Origin of the sequence: Candidatus Avelusimicrobium caledoniensis (assembly GCF_902756455.1) — a bacterium.
Lineage (GTDB): Bacteria > Elusimicrobiota > Elusimicrobia > Elusimicrobiales > Elusimicrobiaceae > Avelusimicrobium > Avelusimicrobium caledoniense.
The window spans coordinates 12,291-31,118 of record NZ_CACVRB010000019.1 but is presented as its reverse complement, the minus strand read 5'-3'; the positions used below and the strand labels follow the sequence as shown (position 1 = coordinate 31,118).

General features: G+C 47.1%; 16 protein-coding genes, 2 tRNA genes and 1 other RNA gene. 12 read left to right on the top strand and 7 right to left on the bottom strand.

All coding sequences use genetic code 11. The features are described from left to right. Positions 1-2: 2 nt before the first annotated feature. The 4 genes from rsmI (at position 3) to ACQY2W_RS05475 (ending at position 3,291) form a co-directional block, all read left to right on the top strand. Positions 3-710 carry a 16S rRNA (cytidine(1402)-2'-O)-methyltransferase gene (rsmI, locus tag ACQY2W_RS05490; RefSeq protein WP_428050174.1) on the top strand — a complete coding sequence of 236 codons (708 nt, stop codon included), beginning with the start codon at positions 3-5 and terminating at the stop codon, positions 708-710. Then, the gene (locus tag ACQY2W_RS05485) at positions 691-1,320 is read left to right on the top strand and encodes an L-threonylcarbamoyladenylate synthase (RefSeq protein ID WP_428050172.1); all 630 of its coding nucleotides are present in this window, start codon (positions 691-693) and stop codon (positions 1,318-1,320) included. Before rsmI ends, ACQY2W_RS05485 begins: the two co-directional genes overlap by 20 nt. A 13-nt stretch (positions 1,321-1,333) precedes the next feature. After that, a complete protein-coding gene (locus tag ACQY2W_RS05480; RefSeq protein ID WP_428050170.1) occupies positions 1,334-2,299 on the top strand; it encodes a sensor histidine kinase in 966 nt (321 codons plus the stop codon). A 359-nt stretch (positions 2,300-2,658) separates the two neighbouring features. Next, positions 2,659-3,291, top strand: a complete 633-nt coding sequence (locus ACQY2W_RS05475; protein WP_428050168.1) for a type IV pilin protein — start codon at positions 2,659-2,661, stop codon at positions 3,289-3,291. A gap of 49 nt (positions 3,292-3,340) precedes the next feature. On the opposite strand, the gene rnpB is transcribed toward ACQY2W_RS05475, so the two are convergent. Both rnpB and ACQY2W_RS05465 read right to left on the bottom strand, forming a co-directional pair. Beyond that, an RNA gene (gene rnpB, locus ACQY2W_RS05470) (RNase P RNA component class A) lies at positions 3,341-3,677 on the bottom strand. A 15-nt stretch (positions 3,678-3,692) separates the two neighbouring features. Further along, complete coding sequence (locus tag ACQY2W_RS05465) at positions 3,693-4,250, bottom strand: ribonuclease HI family protein (RefSeq protein WP_428050166.1); 558 nt, start codon at positions 4,248-4,250, stop codon at positions 3,693-3,695. 103 nt (positions 4,251-4,353) lie between these two features. Between ACQY2W_RS05465 and ACQY2W_RS05460 the strand changes: the two genes are divergently transcribed. Next, positions 4,354-5,040, top strand: a complete 687-nt coding sequence (locus ACQY2W_RS05460; RefSeq protein WP_428050164.1) for a type IV pilin protein — start codon at positions 4,354-4,356, stop codon at positions 5,038-5,040. A 54-nt stretch (positions 5,041-5,094) separates the two neighbouring features. On the opposite strand, the gene ACQY2W_RS05455 is transcribed toward ACQY2W_RS05460, so the two are convergent. The 3 genes from ACQY2W_RS05455 to ACQY2W_RS05445 form a co-directional block, all read right to left on the bottom strand. Then, positions 5,095-6,141 carry an anion permease gene (locus ACQY2W_RS05455; RefSeq protein ID WP_428050162.1) on the bottom strand — a complete coding sequence of 349 codons (1,047 nt, stop codon included), beginning with the start codon at positions 6,139-6,141 and terminating at the stop codon, positions 5,095-5,097. Positions 6,142-6,149: 8 nt separating this feature from the next. Next, positions 6,150-6,767 (bottom strand): DUF47 domain-containing protein, encoded by a 618-nt coding sequence (locus ACQY2W_RS05450; protein WP_428050160.1) that lies wholly within the window; start codon positions 6,765-6,767, stop codon positions 6,150-6,152. A 66-nt stretch (positions 6,768-6,833) separates the two neighbouring features. Continuing rightward, a complete protein-coding gene (locus ACQY2W_RS05445; RefSeq protein WP_428050158.1) occupies positions 6,834-8,198 on the bottom strand; it encodes an acetate kinase in 1,365 nt (454 codons plus the stop codon). A 246-nt stretch (positions 8,199-8,444) separates the two neighbouring features. Here ACQY2W_RS05445 and ACQY2W_RS05440 point away from each other — a divergent pair, with 246 nt between their 5' ends. Then, the gene (locus ACQY2W_RS05440) at positions 8,445-8,951 is read left to right on the top strand and encodes a type IV pilin protein (RefSeq protein WP_428050156.1); all 507 of its coding nucleotides are present in this window, start codon (positions 8,445-8,447) and stop codon (positions 8,949-8,951) included. Positions 8,952-9,012: 61 nt separating this feature from the next. Here the strand turns inward: ACQY2W_RS05440 and ACQY2W_RS05435 are convergent, their stop codons facing one another. Further along, positions 9,013-10,893, bottom strand: coding sequence for a DUF885 family protein (locus ACQY2W_RS05435; protein WP_428050154.1), 1,881 nt, complete (start codon positions 10,891-10,893; stop codon positions 9,013-9,015). A 119-nt stretch (positions 10,894-11,012) separates the two neighbouring features. Between ACQY2W_RS05435 and ACQY2W_RS05430 the strand changes: the two genes are divergently transcribed. The 3 genes from ACQY2W_RS05430 (at position 11,013) to tig (ending at position 12,526) form a co-directional block, all read left to right on the top strand. After that, a tRNA-Lys gene (locus tag ACQY2W_RS05430) sits at positions 11,013-11,085 on the top strand. A gap of 35 nt (positions 11,086-11,120) precedes the next feature. Continuing rightward, positions 11,121-11,202: transfer RNA gene (locus tag ACQY2W_RS05425), tRNA-Leu, on the top strand. 37 nt (positions 11,203-11,239) lie between these two features. After that, positions 11,240-12,526, top strand: a complete 1,287-nt coding sequence (tig, locus tag ACQY2W_RS05420; protein WP_428050152.1) for a trigger factor — start codon at positions 11,240-11,242, stop codon at positions 12,524-12,526. A 137-nt stretch (positions 12,527-12,663) separates the two neighbouring features. Here tig and ACQY2W_RS05415 read toward each other — a convergent pair whose 3' ends face one another. After that, positions 12,664-13,608 carry an ankyrin repeat domain-containing protein gene (locus ACQY2W_RS05415; protein WP_428050150.1) on the bottom strand — a complete coding sequence of 315 codons (945 nt, stop codon included), beginning with the start codon at positions 13,606-13,608 and terminating at the stop codon, positions 12,664-12,666. Positions 13,609-13,744: 136 nt separating this feature from the next. On the opposite strand from ACQY2W_RS05415, the gene ACQY2W_RS05410 reads away from it, so the two are divergent. The 3 genes from ACQY2W_RS05410 to ACQY2W_RS05400 are packed head-to-tail and all read left to right on the top strand — an operon-like array spanning position 13,745 to position 18,815. Continuing rightward, positions 13,745-15,901 (top strand): SpoIID/LytB domain-containing protein, encoded by a 2,157-nt coding sequence (locus ACQY2W_RS05410; RefSeq protein ID WP_428050148.1) that lies wholly within the window; start codon positions 13,745-13,747, stop codon positions 15,899-15,901. Continuing rightward, complete coding sequence (locus tag ACQY2W_RS05405; protein ID WP_428050147.1) at positions 15,902-17,149, top strand: glycosyltransferase family 4 protein; 1,248 nt, start codon at positions 15,902-15,904, stop codon at positions 17,147-17,149. It abuts the gene before it with no gap. Continuing rightward, entirely contained in the window at positions 17,133-18,815 is a 1,683-nt protein-coding gene (locus ACQY2W_RS05400; protein ID WP_428050146.1) for an acyl-CoA dehydrogenase family protein, read from the top strand. The genes ACQY2W_RS05405 and ACQY2W_RS05400 overlap by 17 nt, the downstream gene beginning before the upstream one ends. Positions 18,816-18,828: the final 13 nt, after the last annotated feature.

Genomic DNA, 18,828 nt, shown 5'->3' with positions numbered 1-18,828 from the left:
CTATGTTATACATTGTTCCGACTCCGATTGGTAATTTGCAAGATATTACACTTCGTGCTTTGGAAGTGCTAAAAAGTGCCGATGTGGTGTTTTGTGAAGACACCCGCCGCACGCAAATTTTACTTTCGCATTTTGCGGTCTCTAAACCCACGGTGCGCTATAACGAAAATGACGACCGTTCCGTCTTGCGTTGTGTGGAACAATTAAAAGGGGGAAAAACCGCGGCCCTTGTATCCGATTGCGGCACGCCGTGTATTTCCGATCCGGGGTGGAAGTTGGTAAAAGCCGCCGTAGCGGCCGGAATTAAAGTGTCGTCTTTACCGGGGCCCAGTGCGGTGGCGTGTGCGTTAGCCGGCGCGGGCATTACCGGGGGTGCATTTACCTTTTTAGGTTTTTTGCCGCGCAAGCCCGGCAAAGCCGCTAAGCTGATTGCCAACGCGTATGCGCTTAATGTGCCGGTGGTGTTGTATGAATCACCCTACCGCGTGATTAAAATGTTGGAACTGATTGCCAAAACCTTGGGCGAAAATACGCCTCTGGTTATTGCGCGGGAATTATCCAAAGTATATGAAGAGTGGTTGCGTGGCACGGCAAGTGAACTGATAAAAACACTGTCCGCCCGCCCAAAAGTACAAGGCGAATTTGTATTGATTATAGACCGTCCTGCCACCGCAGACAAGGAAGAAGCCGATGAAAACCCGTATTTTTAAGACCGCTGATTTAACGGCGGAGGAGCTGGCCCGCTATGCCCGGGAAATTGAGCAAGGTGCGTTAGCGGTCGTGCCGACCGATACGGTATACGGCATCGGTACAGGGGCCTTTGCCGAGGACAGCATCCAAAAAATTTACCAACTTAAAAACCGCCCGGCGACCAGTCCGCTGCAATTGCTCACAGGTAGTCTAGAGCAAACACGCCAAGCGGCGCAATTTTCAAGCGGGGCCGAAAAACTGGCCCGTGCATTTTGGCCGGGCGGACTAACGCTTATTTTGACGCCCACAGATGCCGGTAAACCGCTACTGCGCGGATTTGCGGGGTTAGGTTTTCGTGTACCGGGGAATATATTTTTGGTAGAATTACTACGGAAGATGTCTGTGCCGATGGCTTGCACCAGTGCTAATTTGCACGGGCAAAACGTGATTACGGACGAAAAAATTTTGATAGATACCTTTGACGGTAAAGTAGATTATATTTTTGGAGCGGGCGTATTAAGCCCGGTAGCATCTAGCGTAGTAGATATGACGGGGGCACCGCGGTTACTGCGCGAGGGGACGATCAAACGCCGTGCACTGGAAGATGTGTTAGGAAGTGCCGTCAAATAAAGGAGAGTAGATTATGGTAGGTACACCTTGGCAAATGGTAGTAGCGTATGTGGTAATTATTGCGTCGTCGTTGTCGTTGCTGACGTATTGGATCACAAAAAAATTTGTGCTTCGTAAAATGAACCGTACGATTATGAAAGCCGAGCATAATTACCAACAGCAAATTGCTTCTTTGCAAATGCAACTTTCCGGTAAAGTAACGGTACTGGAAGGAATGGTTAACAAATTGCGCTTATCCAACCAAGAGCTTACACGGTTAAACGAAATTCGTTCTAAATTTATGTCCATTGTCGCGCACGACTTGCGCCAACCGCTTTCTTCTATTCAAGGGTTCGCTTCCGTGCTGATGATGGACGGCCCGCAAGGATCCGGCAATAACGACCAAATTGCCCTTAACAATATTTTAAAAGCTACCGACAATATGAATATGCTGATGGCGGACCTGATGGATATTTCCATGATTGAGTCGGGCCGGTTTAAAATGGACGGACAGCCGTTTACGTTTAATACACTTGTGTCCGACGTTGTTACGTTGCAAGCGGTGAACGCGCAAAAGAAAGGTATTTTCTTGCAAAAATACGATTATCCCAAAGATATTACGGTAACGGCCGACCGGTTCCGCTTATCGCAAGTGCTTAGTAATTTAATCGGTAACGCTATTAAATTTGCGCCGCAAGGCGGGCGGGTAGAAGTAAGTTATTACGACGAGGACCCGTATTTGGTCTGCCGCGTGAGCGACAACGGCCCCGGTATTTTACATACCGAAAAAGAAAAAATCTTCCAAAAATTCCACCAGTCCGATAACAACCGCAACTTGAAAAAACAGGGTTGGGGCTTGGGCTTATCTATCGCACAGGAAATTGTCAACGCACACGGCGGGGAAATTGGCGTAGAAAGTGCCGGGCTTGGGCAAGGGGCGATGTTTTGGTTTGCGTTCCCCAAAGTGCCGGTGGCTTCCCCGGCCAAACCTACGGTGTAGAATTTCTTACAGTTTGTTGGTATCGGCGGCACGAACACTCTGTTTGTGCCGCCTTTTTGTGGTGCCGTGGAGCGGCATTCTTTTGCGAGCTTTTCTGATGTCAGAAAAGCGGACGGGGCTTGTTGCATTGCAAAGTAACAACGCAAAAAGAGTGTGGCTCTAATTAAGTGGAAGATGACTCCCCATTTGCCTGCCCCCGGCAAAAACAACGAAAGTACCGTCAATGAAATTCCCTATTGCTAAAATATCGCATTAAAAGCAAACAGAGGTCCTAGGCCTCACGCCTGGGCCCGGCAAGGGCCTTGACATCGTTTTTTTTTTTGCTACATTTTATTTAATGAAACAAAGGAGGAATTTGTATGGAAAAGAAAAGATGTTTAACAGGTTGTTTAAAAGAAAACAAAAATAAATGTCATTCCAAACTTGATGTGGAATCTCACCACTTTCTAAAACGACAACAAGGTGAGATCCTGAATCAAGTTCAGGATGACGTCTTTTTTTACAACAACGCATTTACGCTTATTGAATTATTAGTCGTTGTTCTTATCATCGGTATACTCGCCGCCGTAGCGTTGCCGCAGTATAGAGTAGCGGTGGAAAAAGCGCGTGCCACCGAGGCACTAACAATCTTAAAAAGCGTTAAAGACGCCGAGGAACGGTATTATTTAGCCAACGGAAATTATGTAGAGTCTTTTGAATCATTAGATGTGGATATCCCCGGTACTGTGGTATCGGATATCCAAATTGATTTACCGGGCCAATGGAGTATATTGGTGTCCTCACTAAGTTATACTTATGCCATGCGTAAGTCAAAAGCCAATTCTTTTGTTTTTTACTATGAACATGTAAGTAGCGGTTTTGTAAATAAAAAATCTTGTCAGGCACAACAAGATAACAATCTAGCCAACCAAGTGTGTAAAAGTTTGGGAGGAACGAATCCGTCCAATCAAACATGCGCCATTGGTGCTTGTACGGTTTATCAGTTGCCCTAATAAATAACTCCCGCGCTTGGCCTGTGCGGCAAATAGCGGGAGTTTTACAATTTATAGACGGCCGATACCCCAGATTCTGTCAGCCCTTGCGGGCCGGATAACCATTACTCTAGGCGGCCTACTTGGTCGCGAACGCGGGCTACGTATGGACCGGCTTGGCCTTGCTCCGTGCGGGGTTTACCCTGCCGCGTTTGTTGCCAAACGCGCGGTGCGCTCTTACCGCACCTTTTCACCCTTACCCTTGCGGGCGGTATATTTTCTGTGGCACTTTCCTTCCGACGGAATTTTCGCTCCGTCAGCCCGCTCTTTCAAGCGGCGCACTGCCCTGTGGAGTCCGGAAGTTCCTCCCCTGTCATTAAAACAAGAGCGGTTATCTAGCCGTCCTTTTATATTGTATCAAATTAGAAATTGCCGAATAAATCGGGTTGGTGTGGCTTTTTGGCTTTTTTTTCTTCGCGCACCACCGGTTTAACTTCCACACCGTTGACGGTGTTTTTTTGTGTAGGTGCGGATAAAATTTCATCATCTTCCGGCAGATTTTCAATCGGGTTAAAGCCGAGAGATTTTTTAGCATCCATGGCTTTGTTGGCTAAAGCGTCGGGGGCTTTGTTAAATTCGCGCAAGACGTGTTTGATGTGAATGGTAAACGGCTCAGCCAGGCGGCGGATGACTTGCATGCGCGCGGCTAAATCGGGGTTTTTAATCTTATATTCGCCCAAAAATTGTTTGACCAATAACAGCGAGTCCGACTCAATAAACAGTTCTGTGGCCCCCAATTCTTTTGCTTTGATAAGCGCAAGTTTCAGCGCGGTATATTCGGCTTGGTTGTTGGTGCAGTGGGGCATGAAGTGCCCCTCTTGCGACAAGATTTTACCTTGCCTGTCGCAAATCACATACGCCGATGCTCCCGGGCCGGGATTTCCGCGCGAGCCGCCGTCTATATTTATTTTCACTTGCATAAAATTATTTTACAAAATTTGTTTTTTCGTCGGACAAAAATTTTGCTTGACATCGTTTTTTTTTTTGCTACATTTTGTTTAATGATAAAAAGGAGGAGTTTTTATGGAAAAAGAAAATCAAAAAAGTTTGTCATGCCGGAATGTTTTTATCCGGCATCTTCGTATTTTTGTTTCTGATGGGATGGTTAACGAGCGAGAGAAAATCAGAAGATCCCGGATTACAAATTTCCGGGATGACAAATCTTTATGTTATAACGGAAAAGCATTTACGCTTATTGAATTATTAGTGGTTGTTCTGATCATTGGCATTTTGGCTGCCGTGGCCGTGCCGCAATATGAGAAAGCGATATGGAAAAGCCGCGGTGCACAATTGTCCACTTTGGCAAAAAATTTATCCATGGCTCAAGAAACTTATTTTATGGCCAATGGCGATTATGCTAAATCGTTCGGAGAATTGGACTTAGGATTTGATAATTTGGATCCTCAAGAAACATCTGTCTTGGAGTTATCAGTACCTTCTACCGATGCAATACGTGGTAATGATATGTTTGAATTGGCAATCAACGCGCTTTCCAACTCAAGTTCTAATTTTGTTCTATCTATGGCACAATTTAAAACTGGTCCTTATAAAGACGCAGGGTATGTTTTTGTTCACCGTCATGTTAATTTTCCCAATTTAGAAGGAAAATTCTTATGTTTTGAAAAAGGTCATTTAAACGGAAAATTTTGTACTAAAGTAATGGGGATAACTACTACTCCCCTTTATACCGGAACTTCGCGTTACTATTAACTCATAAAAAACCCGCTCGTGTTGAGCGGGTTTTTTGTGGCTTGCTTATTTATCTTAAAACAGCAATACTTTTAATTCATACGCAATTGCCGAGATCAGCGCGGCGGCGGGAATGGTAATAAACCACGCCCACACAATGCGTTTGGCTACGCCCCAATGTACGCCCGATAAACGGCGCAACGCACCGATACCGACGATAGAGCCCGTAATCGTGTGCGTAGTGCTCACCGGGATACCTAGAAAAGACGCGAAGAAAATAGAAATACCCGCGGCCGACTCGGCGCAAAAACCGTCCACCGGGCGAAGGCGCGTAATTTTTTGTCCCATGGTTTTAACAATGCGCCAACCGCCGGAGAGCGTACCCAGTGCAATCGCACCTTGGCAGATAATTACTACGGAAAGCGGCACGACAAATTCGCCCGCGCGTATGGCGGCTAATTCTTGGTGAGAATAGAAAAACTCTTGCAAGGGGGCTACTTCCGCTCCGGCTAAACCGCCGACGAGTAACATGCTGATAATACCCATCGTTTTTTGCGCGTCGTTACCACCGTAGCCGAGTGAATAAGCGGCGGCGGAAAAAAGTTCTGCCCGGCGGAAAAAACCGTCCACTCTGGAGGGTTTAAAGTTGTTGGCGATATTAAATACGATAATTCCGATCACCGTGCTGAGAATAAACCCTAACATCGGCGATATAAAAATAAACGCGACCGTTTTAAAAATACCGCTTGCCACCAGTGCGCTTGTGCCTCCTTTTAAAAAGCCCGCGCCGATAAGTCCGCCGATAAGCGCGTGCGAAGAACTGGACGGCAACCCAAACCACCACGTAATTAAGTTCCAGCCGCAAGCTCCCACAAGTGCGCCAAATACTAAGTTTGCGTCAATAAATTGCGTGTAAATGATACCCGATCCAACGGTTTTGGCTACCGCGGTGCCGAAAATCAAAAAGGCAACGAAGTTAAAAAACGCCGCCCACCACACCGCCAAACGCGGGGAAAGCACCCGCGTGGAAATGACGGTGGAAACCGCGTTGGCCGCGTCGTGAAAGCCGTTTAGATAATCAAAAAACAGCGCGAGAAGAATTAAAAAAATAATCCAAGCCATATTTTGCCTTAGTTATTTTTGACCAAAATAGATTCCACCATGTTGGCGACGTGTTCGCAATAGTCGGTGGTGCTTTCGGCAATTTCGTACAACTCTTTTTGTTTGATCACCATAATCGGGTCTTTTTCGTGTTCAAACAAATACGAAATAGCTTCGTCGTGCAGAACGTCACTTTCGTTTTCCAAACGGTTGATTTCCACGCATTGGCGCAACGTTTCGGTCATGCTCTTTTTGTGGCGTAACGTGGCGAGTGCTTTTTGCAACGCCTTGGTGGTTTGCTCTAAAGTAGCAGCCAATTTTTTGCTATATTCCGTCGGTTTTGAAATTTTATACAAATAGAAGTGATTGACCAACAGATACAGATTGTCCACAATATCGTCCATGCGGTTGGCAAGGGCTAAAATATCTTCACGGTCAAAGGGCGTGATAAATGTTTCGTTTAGTTTGTTAATAGTCGTGTGGGTTAATTCGTCGCCGTAGTGTTCAAACTCGTGCATTTTGCGCACGTTTTCGGGCGTGAAGCCGCCTTCTTCGGCTAATTTGCGGTAGAACTCTGCCGCGCGGACAATATTTTCCGCTTGTTTATCAAACAGATCAAAGAACTTATCTTCTTTCGGTAAAAACATGGGGTTTATCTCCTTTTTTATTTTAAATAAAACGCCCGTTTGACAACAAACAAACGGGCGCGTAAATCATTGTTTAATTGCTTTTAACAACTGCTCAGGCACGTTTATAGCCGCTTTTAACAACTCGGGTTTTTGTTTCGCTTGTTCTACAAACGCCGCATCACGCAGTTTGTTGCGGTAATCTTTTTCTTGGAAGATATACCGGAATTTCGTGTAAACGTCGTATTTCCCTTCCAAAATAGCTACAATATCTTGCACCCCTACAATTTCTTCATCGGTAGGAATTAAGAAAATTTTAACTTTGGACTCCGGCGCAGAAAGTAAGCATTCCACCTTATTAGTGTTGGCGACTTCGTTGCGCTCTTTGTCTAAGATAATACCAAAATTCTCTAAGCCCGCTAACGAGCGCGCGCGTACGTCCGGGTCGCGCTCGCCGATACCGGCCGTGAAAACGATACAATCTAAACTACCCAGCTCGGCCATGTACGCACCGAGGTATTTTTTAATGCGATGGGCTTGTACTTGGGCGGCCATTTCGCACAGTTCGTCGCCCTCGTCAATGCCTTTGCGCACATCGCGCTGGTCGGAAAAGCGGTCGCCGGTGAGAGCATACATACCGCTTTTTTTGTTCAAAATCGGGTACATTTCTTCGGGCGACATGTTGAGCTTTTTCATCATGTAAAAACATGCAGACGGGTCAATATCTCCCGAGCGCGAGCCCATGACGAGCCCCTCTAACGGCGTAAGGCCCATGCTTGTATCAATACAGCGGCCCTTTTTTACGGCGGTCAAGCTGGCCCCCGCGCCTAAGTGGCAGACGATCGTGTTGAGTTCTTCCACCGGGCGGTCCATTAAAACAGCCGCGCGGCGGGAGGTGTATAACACAGATGAGCCGTGGAAACCGTATTTGCGTACGGCGTAATCGGTGTACCACTTGCGCGGTAACGCGTACATATAGGCCTCGGGCTCCATGGTTTGGTGGAACGCGGTGTCCATCACGCACACATGTGTGACGTTAGGAAGTAATGCGCGCGCGGCTTCAATACCCATAATGTGGGCCGGGTTGTGTAAGGGCGCGAGGTCGGAAATGTTGCGCAGTTCGTCAATCACGCTTTGGTCCACGACCACCGATTTAGCAAATTTTCCGCCGTGTACGATGCGGTGGCCGACGGCACTAATCACGTTGACATCTTCAATGACGCCGTGCTGTTTGTCGGTTAAGGTTTTGATAACTAAATTGATCGCTTCTTTGTGGTCTTTGCAATTTTGGTTGATTTCATATTCCGGGAAACCGGGGCGGTTTTGGGTAAGACGCGTACCGTCAATGCCGATACGTTCCACGCCGCCGGCGCATAAACTTTTTTTCTGGTCCCAATCATAGACGCTGTATTTTACAGAAGAACTGCCGCAGTTTAAAAACAATATAATCATGTGTTTATCCTTAATGCCCCACGGGGGGAAAATTCCTTCATCCTTATTGTACTAAAAAAGAGGGAGCCGTTGCAGGGTGCCCTACATTGTTTTCCTCTTACCCGTTCCGCCCGTGCGGCGAGCACCCCGGCAAGCCCAACGAAAGCACCGTCAATGAAATTGCCTGCCCCCGGCAAGGGGGGCTTGACATCGTTTTTTTTTTTGCTACATTTTATTTGTTGGTTAAAACGATCCAAGGAGAATAATATGAAAAACAAACAAGCATTTACGCTTATTGAACTTTTAGTGGTTGTTCTTATCATCGGTATTTTAGCGGCGGTGGCTCTGCCGCAATATCGTATGGCGGTGGCCAAAGCGCGCTATGCAAACGTAAAAGTGTTAGCGGAAAGTTTAGCGCAAGCCGAAGAACGATATTATTTAGCCAACGGCAGTTATACATTCAATTTAGACGACTTGGATATTGACGCGCCCGGTACAGATACAGATGATAGAGGTAATGTAATTGACTCCGATTGGGGCAGATGTTTTATCAATAGTTCGGGCCTTATTTGCGGTGGGAAAAACACAGATTTTGATCTATTCATTGTTCCACAACACATGGTTGATAATGGTGGTGAGAAATTTTGTCGCGCAAAGGGAACTAATGGTGGTAACGATTGGCGGGCTAAATTTTGCAAGGCGGAAACGGGAGCAACTGTCTATTTTAGTAAAGGGTCGGAAGAAGAACCCTTTATTATGTATCGTTACCAATAACAAAACCGATGACAAAAAAACCCGCCCAAGCAGAGCGGGTTTTTTGTAGCAATTGATTTAACTAAAAAGCGGATTTGGCTTTTTTCATTTCTGCGTCGCGCTTGTAGAGCCGTTTGAGTTCTTTTTCTAACAAGCTTGGCGGCACGTTGCCCGCTTGGAATAGTTTAGCGTTAAAATCGGCCTCGTTAAATTTCTTGCCGTATTTTTTGCTAAACGTGCGGTGTGCGTTTTCCAATGCGTCCAACCCGATAAAATAGCTCACGGCCTTGCCGGGCTCGGCCGAGACTTGTTTAAGCATTTGTTCGGCTTGTTCTTCGTTTAACCCGTGGGTTTGCGTAAGGAAAGACAGCGCATCTGCGTACGAGTATTGGCGGGTTTGCAATTTGGCATCCACAAATGCCGCCAACGCGTGGATATATTCATCCCACGCTAAGAATAAAAGTTCTTCGTCTAATGTTATATATCCTTTTTCTTTGGCTAAGCGTTTGGCATAAGCGGCCCAACCGTTTTGCATACTGGCTGACGGATACAAGCGGCGCACCTTGCTGTTTTTCAATGTATTTTGGGCTTGGTAATAGCGGCCGGGAACAAGCTCGCCGCTGATCATCAGCTTGCGCGTAAGCGGGTTGAAATCTTGATTCCACTGTTCTTGCTGAGCCGTTGCATTACCCGACGGGATACGTACCAAAAAATCGGACCGCGGCGTCAGTTGGTTGCCAAACGGCGGTACAAACAAATAGGCAAGCGTGTACGCATAATATTGTGGCAACGGCGAAATTCTGAAATCAGCTATTTGCGTGGGCAGAGCCCCTTGCTGCGTCAGTAATTCTTGCGCGCTTTGGGCTTGACTAGCCAGCGTTTGTAGCAAATTTTCGTCCTGTTCTGCCGTTAAGAAAGGTTTAGCGACGGCGTAAAAATCTTGTGCGTTACGCATCTCTAATTTTTTAGATTTTTTCTTCTTAGTAGGTTTAACCGGTTTGGCCGGGGCGGTTTGTTGGGCATCTTCCCCGTCTACAACAGTCACTTCGCTTGCCTCTTCTTGTGCTAAAAAGGGCTCTAACGCTTGGGTCAGTTCTGTTTGCGAAGCGGCAACCGTTTGCTCTAATTCTTTGATAAATAGGGCGGTTTTTTTGCCGCTCCATTGGTAGCGGTTTTTAAGTACGGTAAAATAGCTGTCTTGCCCGAGCCGGAAATCTTGCGTTGATTCTTTTTGTGAAAGTTGCTTAAACAAATCAAACATTTTTTTCACGGCTTGTTTGGCATTATAAACGGTCCGTTTGGCTTGGTTGACGGCATCTTGGTCGTTGGGGTCGGGTTGGAGGGCGGTTTCCCACTCGTCGGCAGATAAATAAGCGTAATACGCTTTTTCCATAGCCAGTTGTGCTAAATACGGTGCTACATTGGACAAATTTTCCTCGGCTTGTTGCGCCACTTGCGTTAGTTGGTTTAAACGTGCGGTCAGGTCCAAGCGTTGACGCACGGCACTTTCTGCCGGTTTAGCGATTAAGTCGTAAATCGCATCAAGGGCTTGGGTGTAATAAAGCGGGTCGCGTTGAAAACGGTTTTGTTCTTCTTGCCAAATGGCATCATTGACGGCGCCGAGTAATAATTCGCGGTCAATTTGCTTAGCTTGGGAAAGTTGCTTAGGGTCAATTTGTTCCAGCGACTCTTTGACCGAGCGCAACACGGTAAGCATTTGGGCGCTTTGCCGCGGGGTGCGGGAGGTTAAGCTTTCGTTGGCGGATGCAAACCCTAGCCGGGTGGCTTGTTCGGGTTGGAAAGAAAGCAAAACGGACGCATAGCGGCTAGCCGCTTCGTCCAGTAAATTATCGGTAAGCAAGGTGTCTATGTTATCAAACTCAAATGAGGATTGCGCTTGGGCGTTGGTGGCCAGACAAAGCCCGGCACACAAAACACCTAATGTAACAGATTTGTAATTCATGGTGTAAATTCCTTATATATGTGGGTATAACGACACTTTATTGTATCGTTTACGGGGGGGATTGTCAAATGGGGGGTGTGCAAAGCGTTTGGTAAATATGTTATAATAAGTACATCTTCGGGCCATTAGCTCAGTTGGTAGAGCAGACGCCTCTTAAGCGTAAGGTCGTGAGTTCGAGCCTCACATGGCCCACTTTTTGCAGTTCCAACTTAAAATTAAACCAACACGGACGGATGGCGGAATTGGTAGACGCGTACGCCTTAGGAGCGTATGGAGTAATCCGTGAGGGTTCGAGTCCCTCTCCGTCCATATTTATCCGGTTCGTCCGGTGAGTAAGGAGAATAAGATGTCCATTTTCAAAACCGCTCAAGCGGGGGAAGTAAAAACCAAACAACTCAGCAAAGAAGGTTGCCGCGTAACTCTATCGGTAGAAGCCGCCCCCAGCTTAGTCGCCAAAGGTTTCCAAAACGCCGCCGTGCAAGTACAATCGCGCGCCCAAATGCAGGGTTTCCGCGCCGGAAAAGTACCGCTTGATTTAGTCAAACAAAATTTTGCCGGACACATTAAAGAACGTGCGTTAGATTTAACGGTCAAAGCCGCTATCGGCGCCGCTGTTAGCGACGCTAAATTAGATGCCGTAGGCATGCCCACGCTGACCAAGGCCGATTTTGCTAACTTCAAAGATAACGCCGCTTTTACGTTTGAAATGGCCGTGGACGTTGCCCCGGAATTTGACGTAAAAGATTACAAAGGTATTGAAATTACCAAAAAAGCCGACACCGCTACCGATAACGACGTAACCGAAAACTTAAACCGCGTGTTAGACGCAAACGCCCGCTTGGAAAGTGCCAAAGACGGCGCCGTCATTGACGATAAATGCTACGCCGTTATTCACTACACCGGCAAACGCAACGGACAAGATGATTATAAACTCAGCGCCGATAGCGAACTGGTAGATATGTCTGCCCCGCAAACGATGCCCGGCTTAGCCGAAGCATTGAAAGGCCTTAAAAAAGGCGACGTCAAAGACGTGGAAGCCAAAGACGGTAACGATACGGTTTCGTACCACGTAACGGTAGATGATATTAAAAACAAAATCGTGCCGAACTTGGACGACAATTTTGCTAAAGACATGGGCTTTGAAACCTTGGACGAACTGAAAAAGAAAGTCAAAGAAAGTTTAGACGCCGAGGCCAAACAAAACTCCCAGCGCGACGAAGTCGCCCAAATTGAAAACCACCTCGTTAAAATGAATAATTTTGACTTGCCGCAAAGCTTGGTGGAAGAATATACCGAATCGTCTTTACACAATTTTGTGCACAACATGACGCAAATTAAACCCGAACAACTCACCGCCGAGCAACACAAAGCGTTTGAAGAACGCATCCGCCCGACGGTAGAAAAAGATTTGCGCATCGGATATATCGTGCACGCAATTGCCAAAAAAGAAAACTTGCAAGCCACCGATGCCGATTGGAAAGCCGAGTTAGACAAGAGCTTGTCCTCCTCGCAAAACAAATCGGACGAGAAGAAAATCAAAGCGTTTTTTGACGAGCGCAAAGAGCACATCTTGGCCACGCTCACGGAGCGCAAAGTATTTGACTTCTTAAAAGCGCAAGCAAGCTACAAATAATTGGTGCGCGCTTTGGCGCGTGCGAAAAAAATCGTTTTTTTAAGGGCGCGTTTGCGCCTGTGAGACAAACGGTTTTAACCTCAAAAATAAGGGCGGCCTAACAAGCCGCCCTGAATTATTTACGGTTTGCCCGACAATTATTTTTTGTATGAATTGACCAAACGGCGGAGGTCGTCTCTGTGACGGTTGGGCCCCCACGTTGCCACATCAAACGCGTCGCGGCCGTGGTCATCCATCATATAAGGGTCGGCTCCGTGTTCCAGTAGCAGTTTGGTCAAGGCAAAATTGGACGCGTCAAGTGCCAGTATAAGTGCCGTCGCATAATGGTGGTTTCGTAGATTGACCTCGGCCCCGTTTTTAAGGAGCAAGGTGGCCAGATCTACCAGGGCCTTGGTTTTCTCTTCATCGGCCTTATACCCTGCGTTGGCAATATACATGAGTTTTGTCCACCCATCCTCCTCTTGGTGGTTCGGATCCGCTCCCTTATCAAGCAGTAGTTTGGCAATTTTTTCGTTATTCGTGCGCATAAGAGCCGTGAAACCTTTGGCATCTTGCAGGTCCACTTTGGCCCCGTTGTCAAGCAAGAATTTGACCATATCGTAGTTGCCTTTTTGGGCGGCCATAATAAGCGGAGTTTTGCTCAAGCGATCAGGCATATTGATATCCGCCCCATTTTGAAGGATCTCTTTTACGGTTTTCAAGTTACCTAGCTCTACGGCACCAGTGAGCAATGTTGTACCGTCAAGGAAGAAGGAATTGATCTCCGCCCCTCTTGCAATTAACGGCTTGATAAGATCACTTTCATTGCGGTAAATGGCCACATTCAACGCCCGTTGCGCGGCCTCTTGAGGTGTTCGTTGATACTCAACGCCTCTCCGTATCTTGATTCTTTGCTCCGCAATAGCCCGCTCTACCCGTAACTTTAGACCGGGATCAATAGACGTTTGGGCGATTTTAACGGCACCTTTCCCGCCTTTGACGGCACGCGCCGCACCCTTGACAAATCCTTGCGCTTGAGACACCGCCGGCAAACACACGGCAAGTGCCGAAAGCGCGATTAAATACGGTAGTTTTTTATTCATACTGTTTTTTTATACTCCTGTTGTGAATTTTCCTACACTTAAATTTTACTTGTTTTTTTTTTCTAGCAAGGGCCTTTGGGCCTAGAGAGTGCCTAGGTCCAATGGTTTACCCGGTTGATTATGCTATAATGAGTATATGAGGAACTATTTGATTTTGGGGATATTTTCAGTTGTTTTTGGTTTTGCGTTGCCGCTTGGCGCGCAAGTGTCGGGGAGCGCGGACGCACAACCGTCGTTTACGCAGACGGGCACGAAATCTACCCTAGCCGCTACGCGCTTTACCGGAAATTTAAACGAAGCTGTTTTGTATAACAGCGTCATGGACTACTCGTTGCCTAACGGTATTAAATCAATCAGCCAAAAATGCTTAGCCGGAGAAATAGACGAGTGCTACTTTGCACTCAAAACATACGAAAATTCTTCGGACCCAAAAGAGGCGGCCGCGGCTAATTTGGAGTTGGCTGTTTTGTCTATGCAACGCGGACTTGTTAAAAAGGCACTTGAGCATATTGCCAAAGCTGTGGAACTCAACCCCGACGATCCTTTTATCCAGCTTACGCAAGGGTGGTTACTGCTCGGCGCGGGGAAATACAAAAAAGCACGCAAAGCGTTTGAAGATTTATTTTATCTCACCGCCGATTTTGAATATGTTTCCTCTGCTAAATTAGGCACGGCGTTGGCGTGGTATTTTGGCGGAAATAAAGAGAAAGCCGCCTTGGAGCTCCAATATCTTTATACGTCTAACCCGTATGCGATTTCGTTTGTGTCTTATATGTTAGGGCGGATAGCAAGCGAAGTTAAAAACGGTAAAAAATTAGCTCCGGTGTTTTTGCAACAATCGTTATCACACGACGAGAAAAATTATCCGGCCGCCGAACTTTTTGCAAAACTCGCCGAAAAAGATAAAAACCCCTTGCGCGCTTGGCAGTTTTACGCGACGCTTTACAGTTTAGATACCCGCAACAAAGAGTTAGCCGAAAAAGTACAAGAGTACGCCCAAGAACTGGGCGATAAAAGTATTGACTACCTGTTTTATCTGCGTTTAGAACAACCCATTGTGCACGTGATGACTTCCACCGCTTCGCCGCTTGTCAAAATGGCCTTATATGCCAACGCCGAACACATCCCGCAAGCGTTGCAATCAATTGCGGTAAGCGGTTCGGGTACTACGGTAATTTCTGACGAGAAACACGGCCAAGTGTTGCGTATCCCCGCGTATGTGGAAAAGACGGTTGTGTTTAACCCGCTAACGGGCGGGGTGGATGTAAAGGATAATCGCGGACACGTAGAATTTTCCGCCAAGCGTCCGTTTACGTTTACGTTAGAAAAAGATAAATATACGCTACTTATCCGAAACGCACGGGCCGAAACGATGTTTGCGGCTAACTTAAGCGATAAAGAATTAAAAGGTGCTTTGCAGGTAATACCGACCGAAAACGGCTTTAAACTGATTAACAACGTAGCGTCGGAAGATTTAGTGCCGGCTCTATTGGCTACACAGGCGCAAAATATCAAGCACGAGGCAGCCTTAAAAGCGTTATCGGTGGTGTTCCGCTCGGCCTTGTTAGATGCTGTTGAAAACAGCAAAAACGCCGCGTATCATATTACAGATAACGATGATAAATTCCATTTTGAAGGTATCAATTTGATTTTTAAAAATTTGTTGGAGGCCTCTAAATCTTCCAGCCATGTGCGTCTGTCGCGCGCGCAAGCCGGTTTTTATACCGACTGCGGCGTGGTAACCGCAGACGGACTGGAAAATACGGCCTCTAAACCGGGTTATACGTTCTCGCCCGCAAACGTCAGCAAATATATCCTGTCTAATCCTCCCGAGGATTTATATTCCCGCCCGCAAGATTTGACCCAGTGGGCCGGCATCAAATGGATGTATTTGTACGACGCTAAAGAGATTACGGACCGTCTGGCCTATTACACGCAAAACATCGGCAAATTACGGGCTGTAACGCCTGTGCTTTTCTCGCCCACCGGGCGTATTTTGTCGCTACGTTTTGAGGGAACAAAGGGCTCTTACGAAACCAAAAACCCGCAGGAAACCGCGTTTATCTTAAGCGCGGGGACAATGCGCTCCAACCTGTTTGATATCGTGCCATTATACAAGGGAAAAAATATCAAAAGCGTCTTGGTGCGCGGTTATGATACGGGGTTAGGCGTGGGGCTTTGTTTGCGCGGCGCGGACGGACTAGCCAAACAAGGTGCGGACTATATGGCCATTATTAAATATTATTTCCCGCAGGCGCGCATCTTAAACACAAAAACAGGAACGGTGAACTAAATGGAAAAAACAAAAATTCTGTACTTCATTACCCGCATGGATCAAGGCGGTGCGCAAGCCAGTGTGCTCTATACGATAAAGAATTTAAATAAACAACAGTTTGAGCCCTTTTTGGCTACCGGCCCGGGCGGGCGGTTGGATGGCAAAGTTAAAAATGACCCGGAACACGTTTTCTTTGTTTCCGCTTTGCGCCATCCGATTCATCCCAAATATGTATTACACGATTTTGTCGCGCTACTACAAATGGGGCGTATTTTGCGCCGCGTCAAGCCCGATATCGTCCATACTAACGCGCCGAAAGCCGGGGTGCTTGGGCGTATAGCCGCGCGTGTTTTTTGGCGAAAAGCCAAAGTGGTACACACTTTCCACGGGCTTGGGTTTGCGAAAGAACACGGCGAAAAGCAATTTAAATTTTTCGTCGCGGTAGAAAAATTTTGCGCCAAGATGACAGACGTGCTCGTGTTTGTTTCGCGTAAAAACGCACAGGAAGCCAAGGAACTCGGTATTGTGAAAAGTGTCCGCACGGAACTGATCCGCGCGGGGATCAATTTTAACCCGATCTTGCCGCTTAAATTTGATCCGGTCGCCAAAAAGGGCTCACTCAAAATTCCCGCTAATGCTAAAGTGGTGCTTGCGTTAGCTAATTTTAAACCGCTTAAAAATCCGGTCCATTTTGTGTTAGCCGCTTATAAAGTGCTCAGCCAAATGAAAAATGTGTATTTCATTTTTACCGGCGAAGGCCCGATGAAAAAGACAGCTGAAAACTTGGCTAAAAATTTAAGCATTGAAAAACAAGTTTTGTTCCCCGGTTGGCGCAACGACCCGCTGGAGCTGTTGGCCATTAGCGATGTGTACGCCAGTGTGTCTCTGCGCGAAGGGTTGCCGATGTCTTTACTGGAAGCCATGGCGATGCGCGTGCCTGCCGTGTGCTACAACGTGGACGGCATTAGCGAAATTATTACCAACAATAAAACCGGTTTTTTAGTAGCCCCCAACGATATCAATATGTTTGCCGAAAAGTTAAAAGTGCTTTTGCGCCATACGGCGTTACGCCAACGCTTTGAGGCGGCTATTGATCACCGTGATTTTTCGGAATTTACCGTTTCTACCATGGTAAAAAAACAAGAACGTCTGTACCGCAGTTTAGTCCCGCCCACTAAAAAGAACGGCGGAAAACGGCGTTTTTTCCGTCGCAAAAGAAATTTCAAAAAACACACCGGGGAGTCCAACCATGGATTACGCAACTAACGAATTAGAACAAGAAGTTCTTAATCTAAGCCGCGAACTGGTGGAAAAGAAAATCAAACCGTTGCGCGCGGAAATGGACGAAAAAGAAGAGTTTTCCCGCGAGATGTTAGACGCCTACCGCCAAGCGGGTATGTTTGGCCTGTGGCTTGCGCCGGAATATGGCGGACGCGGCGGGGGGATTACGTGTTTGGCGATGTCGTTTGAGGAACTCTCGCGCGGGTGTGCGGGGCTAGCTCTTACGACGGGAACAAGTGCGCTTGGTGCTATTCCCATGTATTTAGCCGCTACGAAAGAACAGCGCGAAAAGTGGTGCCCCGATTTAGCAAGCGGCAAAAAATTGTGGGCGTTTGCCTTAACCGAAGCCGAGGCCGGCTCGGATGCTACTGCGTTAAAAACAACCGCTATTAAAGACGGCGATTACTATGTTGTAAACGGAGCCAAACATTTTATTTCATCCGGCAAAGAGGCCGATTTTTACACCGTAGCTGTTAATACCAACCCCAGCCGCGGTGCGCGCGGTATTTCGTTACTCGTCATAGAAAAAGGTACGCCGGGTTTTACGTTTGGAAAAAAGGAAACCAAAATGGGTATCCGCTCTAACCCGACGTATGAGCTGATTTTTAATAACGTGCGCGTGCCGAAAGAAAATTTACTGGGCAGTGAAGGGCGCGGACTTTTATATTTGCAAGAAACATTAGATTATTCCCGCCCCGGTGTAGCCGCGCAAGCGGTGGGTATTGCGCAAGGTGCGCTAGATGTGACGATTCCGTATTTGCGAACTCGTAAACAATTTGGCCAACCGATTATTACGTTTCAGGCACTTGGGCATAAAGTAGCCGAACTGGCCGCCAAGACCGAAGCCGGACGCGCGCTTGTGTATAATTTAACGCACCGCATGGATAAGGAATTTTTGCCCGCTGTTCAAAACGCAATTGCAAACGGCACCGCAATTCACGACGAGCTTAAAAAATTAAAAGGCGCGCGTTGGACCAAATACAGCGCGGAGGCCAAATTGTTCTGCTCCAACGTGGCGATGGAAGTGGCGGATGAGTGCGTAACGCTTTGCGGCGGTATTGCGTACATGCGTGATTTTCCGCTTGAAAAATATATGCGCGATGCCAAAGTAACGCAAATTTACGAAGGCACGGTGCATATTCAAAAGAACGAAATTTTAACCGCACTTATTAAAGAATATGCCGCTAAAGATGCGGCGGCTTCTTCTGCCGCGCCCAAAACAGGTACGCTGGATGAAGTGCTACGCGACTATTATAATAAACGCACGTCGCCCGGCAAGCAAGGCGATATTTCACAAGCCGAAGTGATTGTGGCCGGCGGACGCGGCGTCGGTAAAAAAGAGGGATTTGAACTGTTACAAAAACTGGCCGAGCGTTTAGGCGGCGAAGTGGCGGCTACGCAAGCGGCGGTAAACAGCGGGTGGATAGATGTTTCGCGCCAAATCGGCGTGACGGGTAAAACCGTTAAACCCAAACTGTATATTGCGTGCGGAATTTCCGGGCAAACGCATCATACGTCGGGCATTAGCGGCTCGCCTGTGATTGTGGCGATTAACAAAGACCCCAACGCTCCTATAATGAAAACAGCGACTTACGCCGTAGAGGGGGACTTGTACGACGTCATCCCCGCACTACTGGAAAAGTTGAAATAATAATTCCTATTAA

Excerpts from the sequence above, each read along its gene's own strand:
- ACQY2W_RS05465 (WP_428050166.1), bottom strand. The coding sequence starts at position 4,250 with ATGCAAGTGAAAATAAATATAGACGGCGGCTCGCGCGGAAATCCCGGC.
- ACQY2W_RS05400 (WP_428050146.1), top strand. The coding sequence starts at position 17,133 with ATGGATTACGCAACTAACGAATTAGAACAAGAAGTTCTTAATCTAAGC.
- rsmI (WP_428050174.1), top strand. The coding sequence starts at position 3 with ATGTTATACATTGTTCCGACTCCGATTGGTAATTTGCAAGATATTACA.
- ACQY2W_RS05450 (WP_428050160.1), bottom strand. The coding sequence starts at position 6,767 with ATGTTTTTACCGAAAGAAGATAAGTTCTTTGATCTGTTTGATAAACAA.
- ACQY2W_RS05440 (WP_428050156.1), top strand. The coding sequence starts at position 8,445 with ATGAAAAACAAACAAGCATTTACGCTTATTGAACTTTTAGTGGTTGTT.
- ACQY2W_RS05410 (WP_428050148.1), top strand. The coding sequence starts at position 13,745 with ATGAGGAACTATTTGATTTTGGGGATATTTTCAGTTGTTTTTGGTTTT.
- ACQY2W_RS05445 (WP_428050158.1), bottom strand. The coding sequence starts at position 8,198 with ATGATTATATTGTTTTTAAACTGCGGCAGTTCTTCTGTAAAATACAGC.
- ACQY2W_RS05460 (WP_428050164.1), top strand. The coding sequence starts at position 4,354 with ATGGAAAAAGAAAATCAAAAAAGTTTGTCATGCCGGAATGTTTTTATC.
- ACQY2W_RS05455 (WP_428050162.1), bottom strand. The coding sequence starts at position 6,141 with ATGGCTTGGATTATTTTTTTAATTCTTCTCGCGCTGTTTTTTGATTAT.
- ACQY2W_RS05415 (WP_428050150.1), bottom strand. The coding sequence starts at position 13,608 with ATGAATAAAAAACTACCGTATTTAATCGCGCTTTCGGCACTTGCCGTG.
- ACQY2W_RS05475 (WP_428050168.1), top strand. The coding sequence starts at position 2,659 with ATGGAAAAGAAAAGATGTTTAACAGGTTGTTTAAAAGAAAACAAAAAT.
- ACQY2W_RS05435 (WP_428050154.1), bottom strand. The coding sequence starts at position 10,893 with ATGAATTACAAATCTGTTACATTAGGTGTTTTGTGTGCCGGGCTTTGT.
- ACQY2W_RS05405 (WP_428050147.1), top strand. The coding sequence starts at position 15,902 with ATGGAAAAAACAAAAATTCTGTACTTCATTACCCGCATGGATCAAGGC.
- tig (WP_428050152.1), top strand. The coding sequence starts at position 11,240 with ATGTCCATTTTCAAAACCGCTCAAGCGGGGGAAGTAAAAACCAAACAA.
- ACQY2W_RS05480 (WP_428050170.1), top strand. The coding sequence starts at position 1,334 with ATGGTAGGTACACCTTGGCAAATGGTAGTAGCGTATGTGGTAATTATT.
- ACQY2W_RS05485 (WP_428050172.1), top strand. The coding sequence starts at position 691 with ATGAAAACCCGTATTTTTAAGACCGCTGATTTAACGGCGGAGGAGCTG.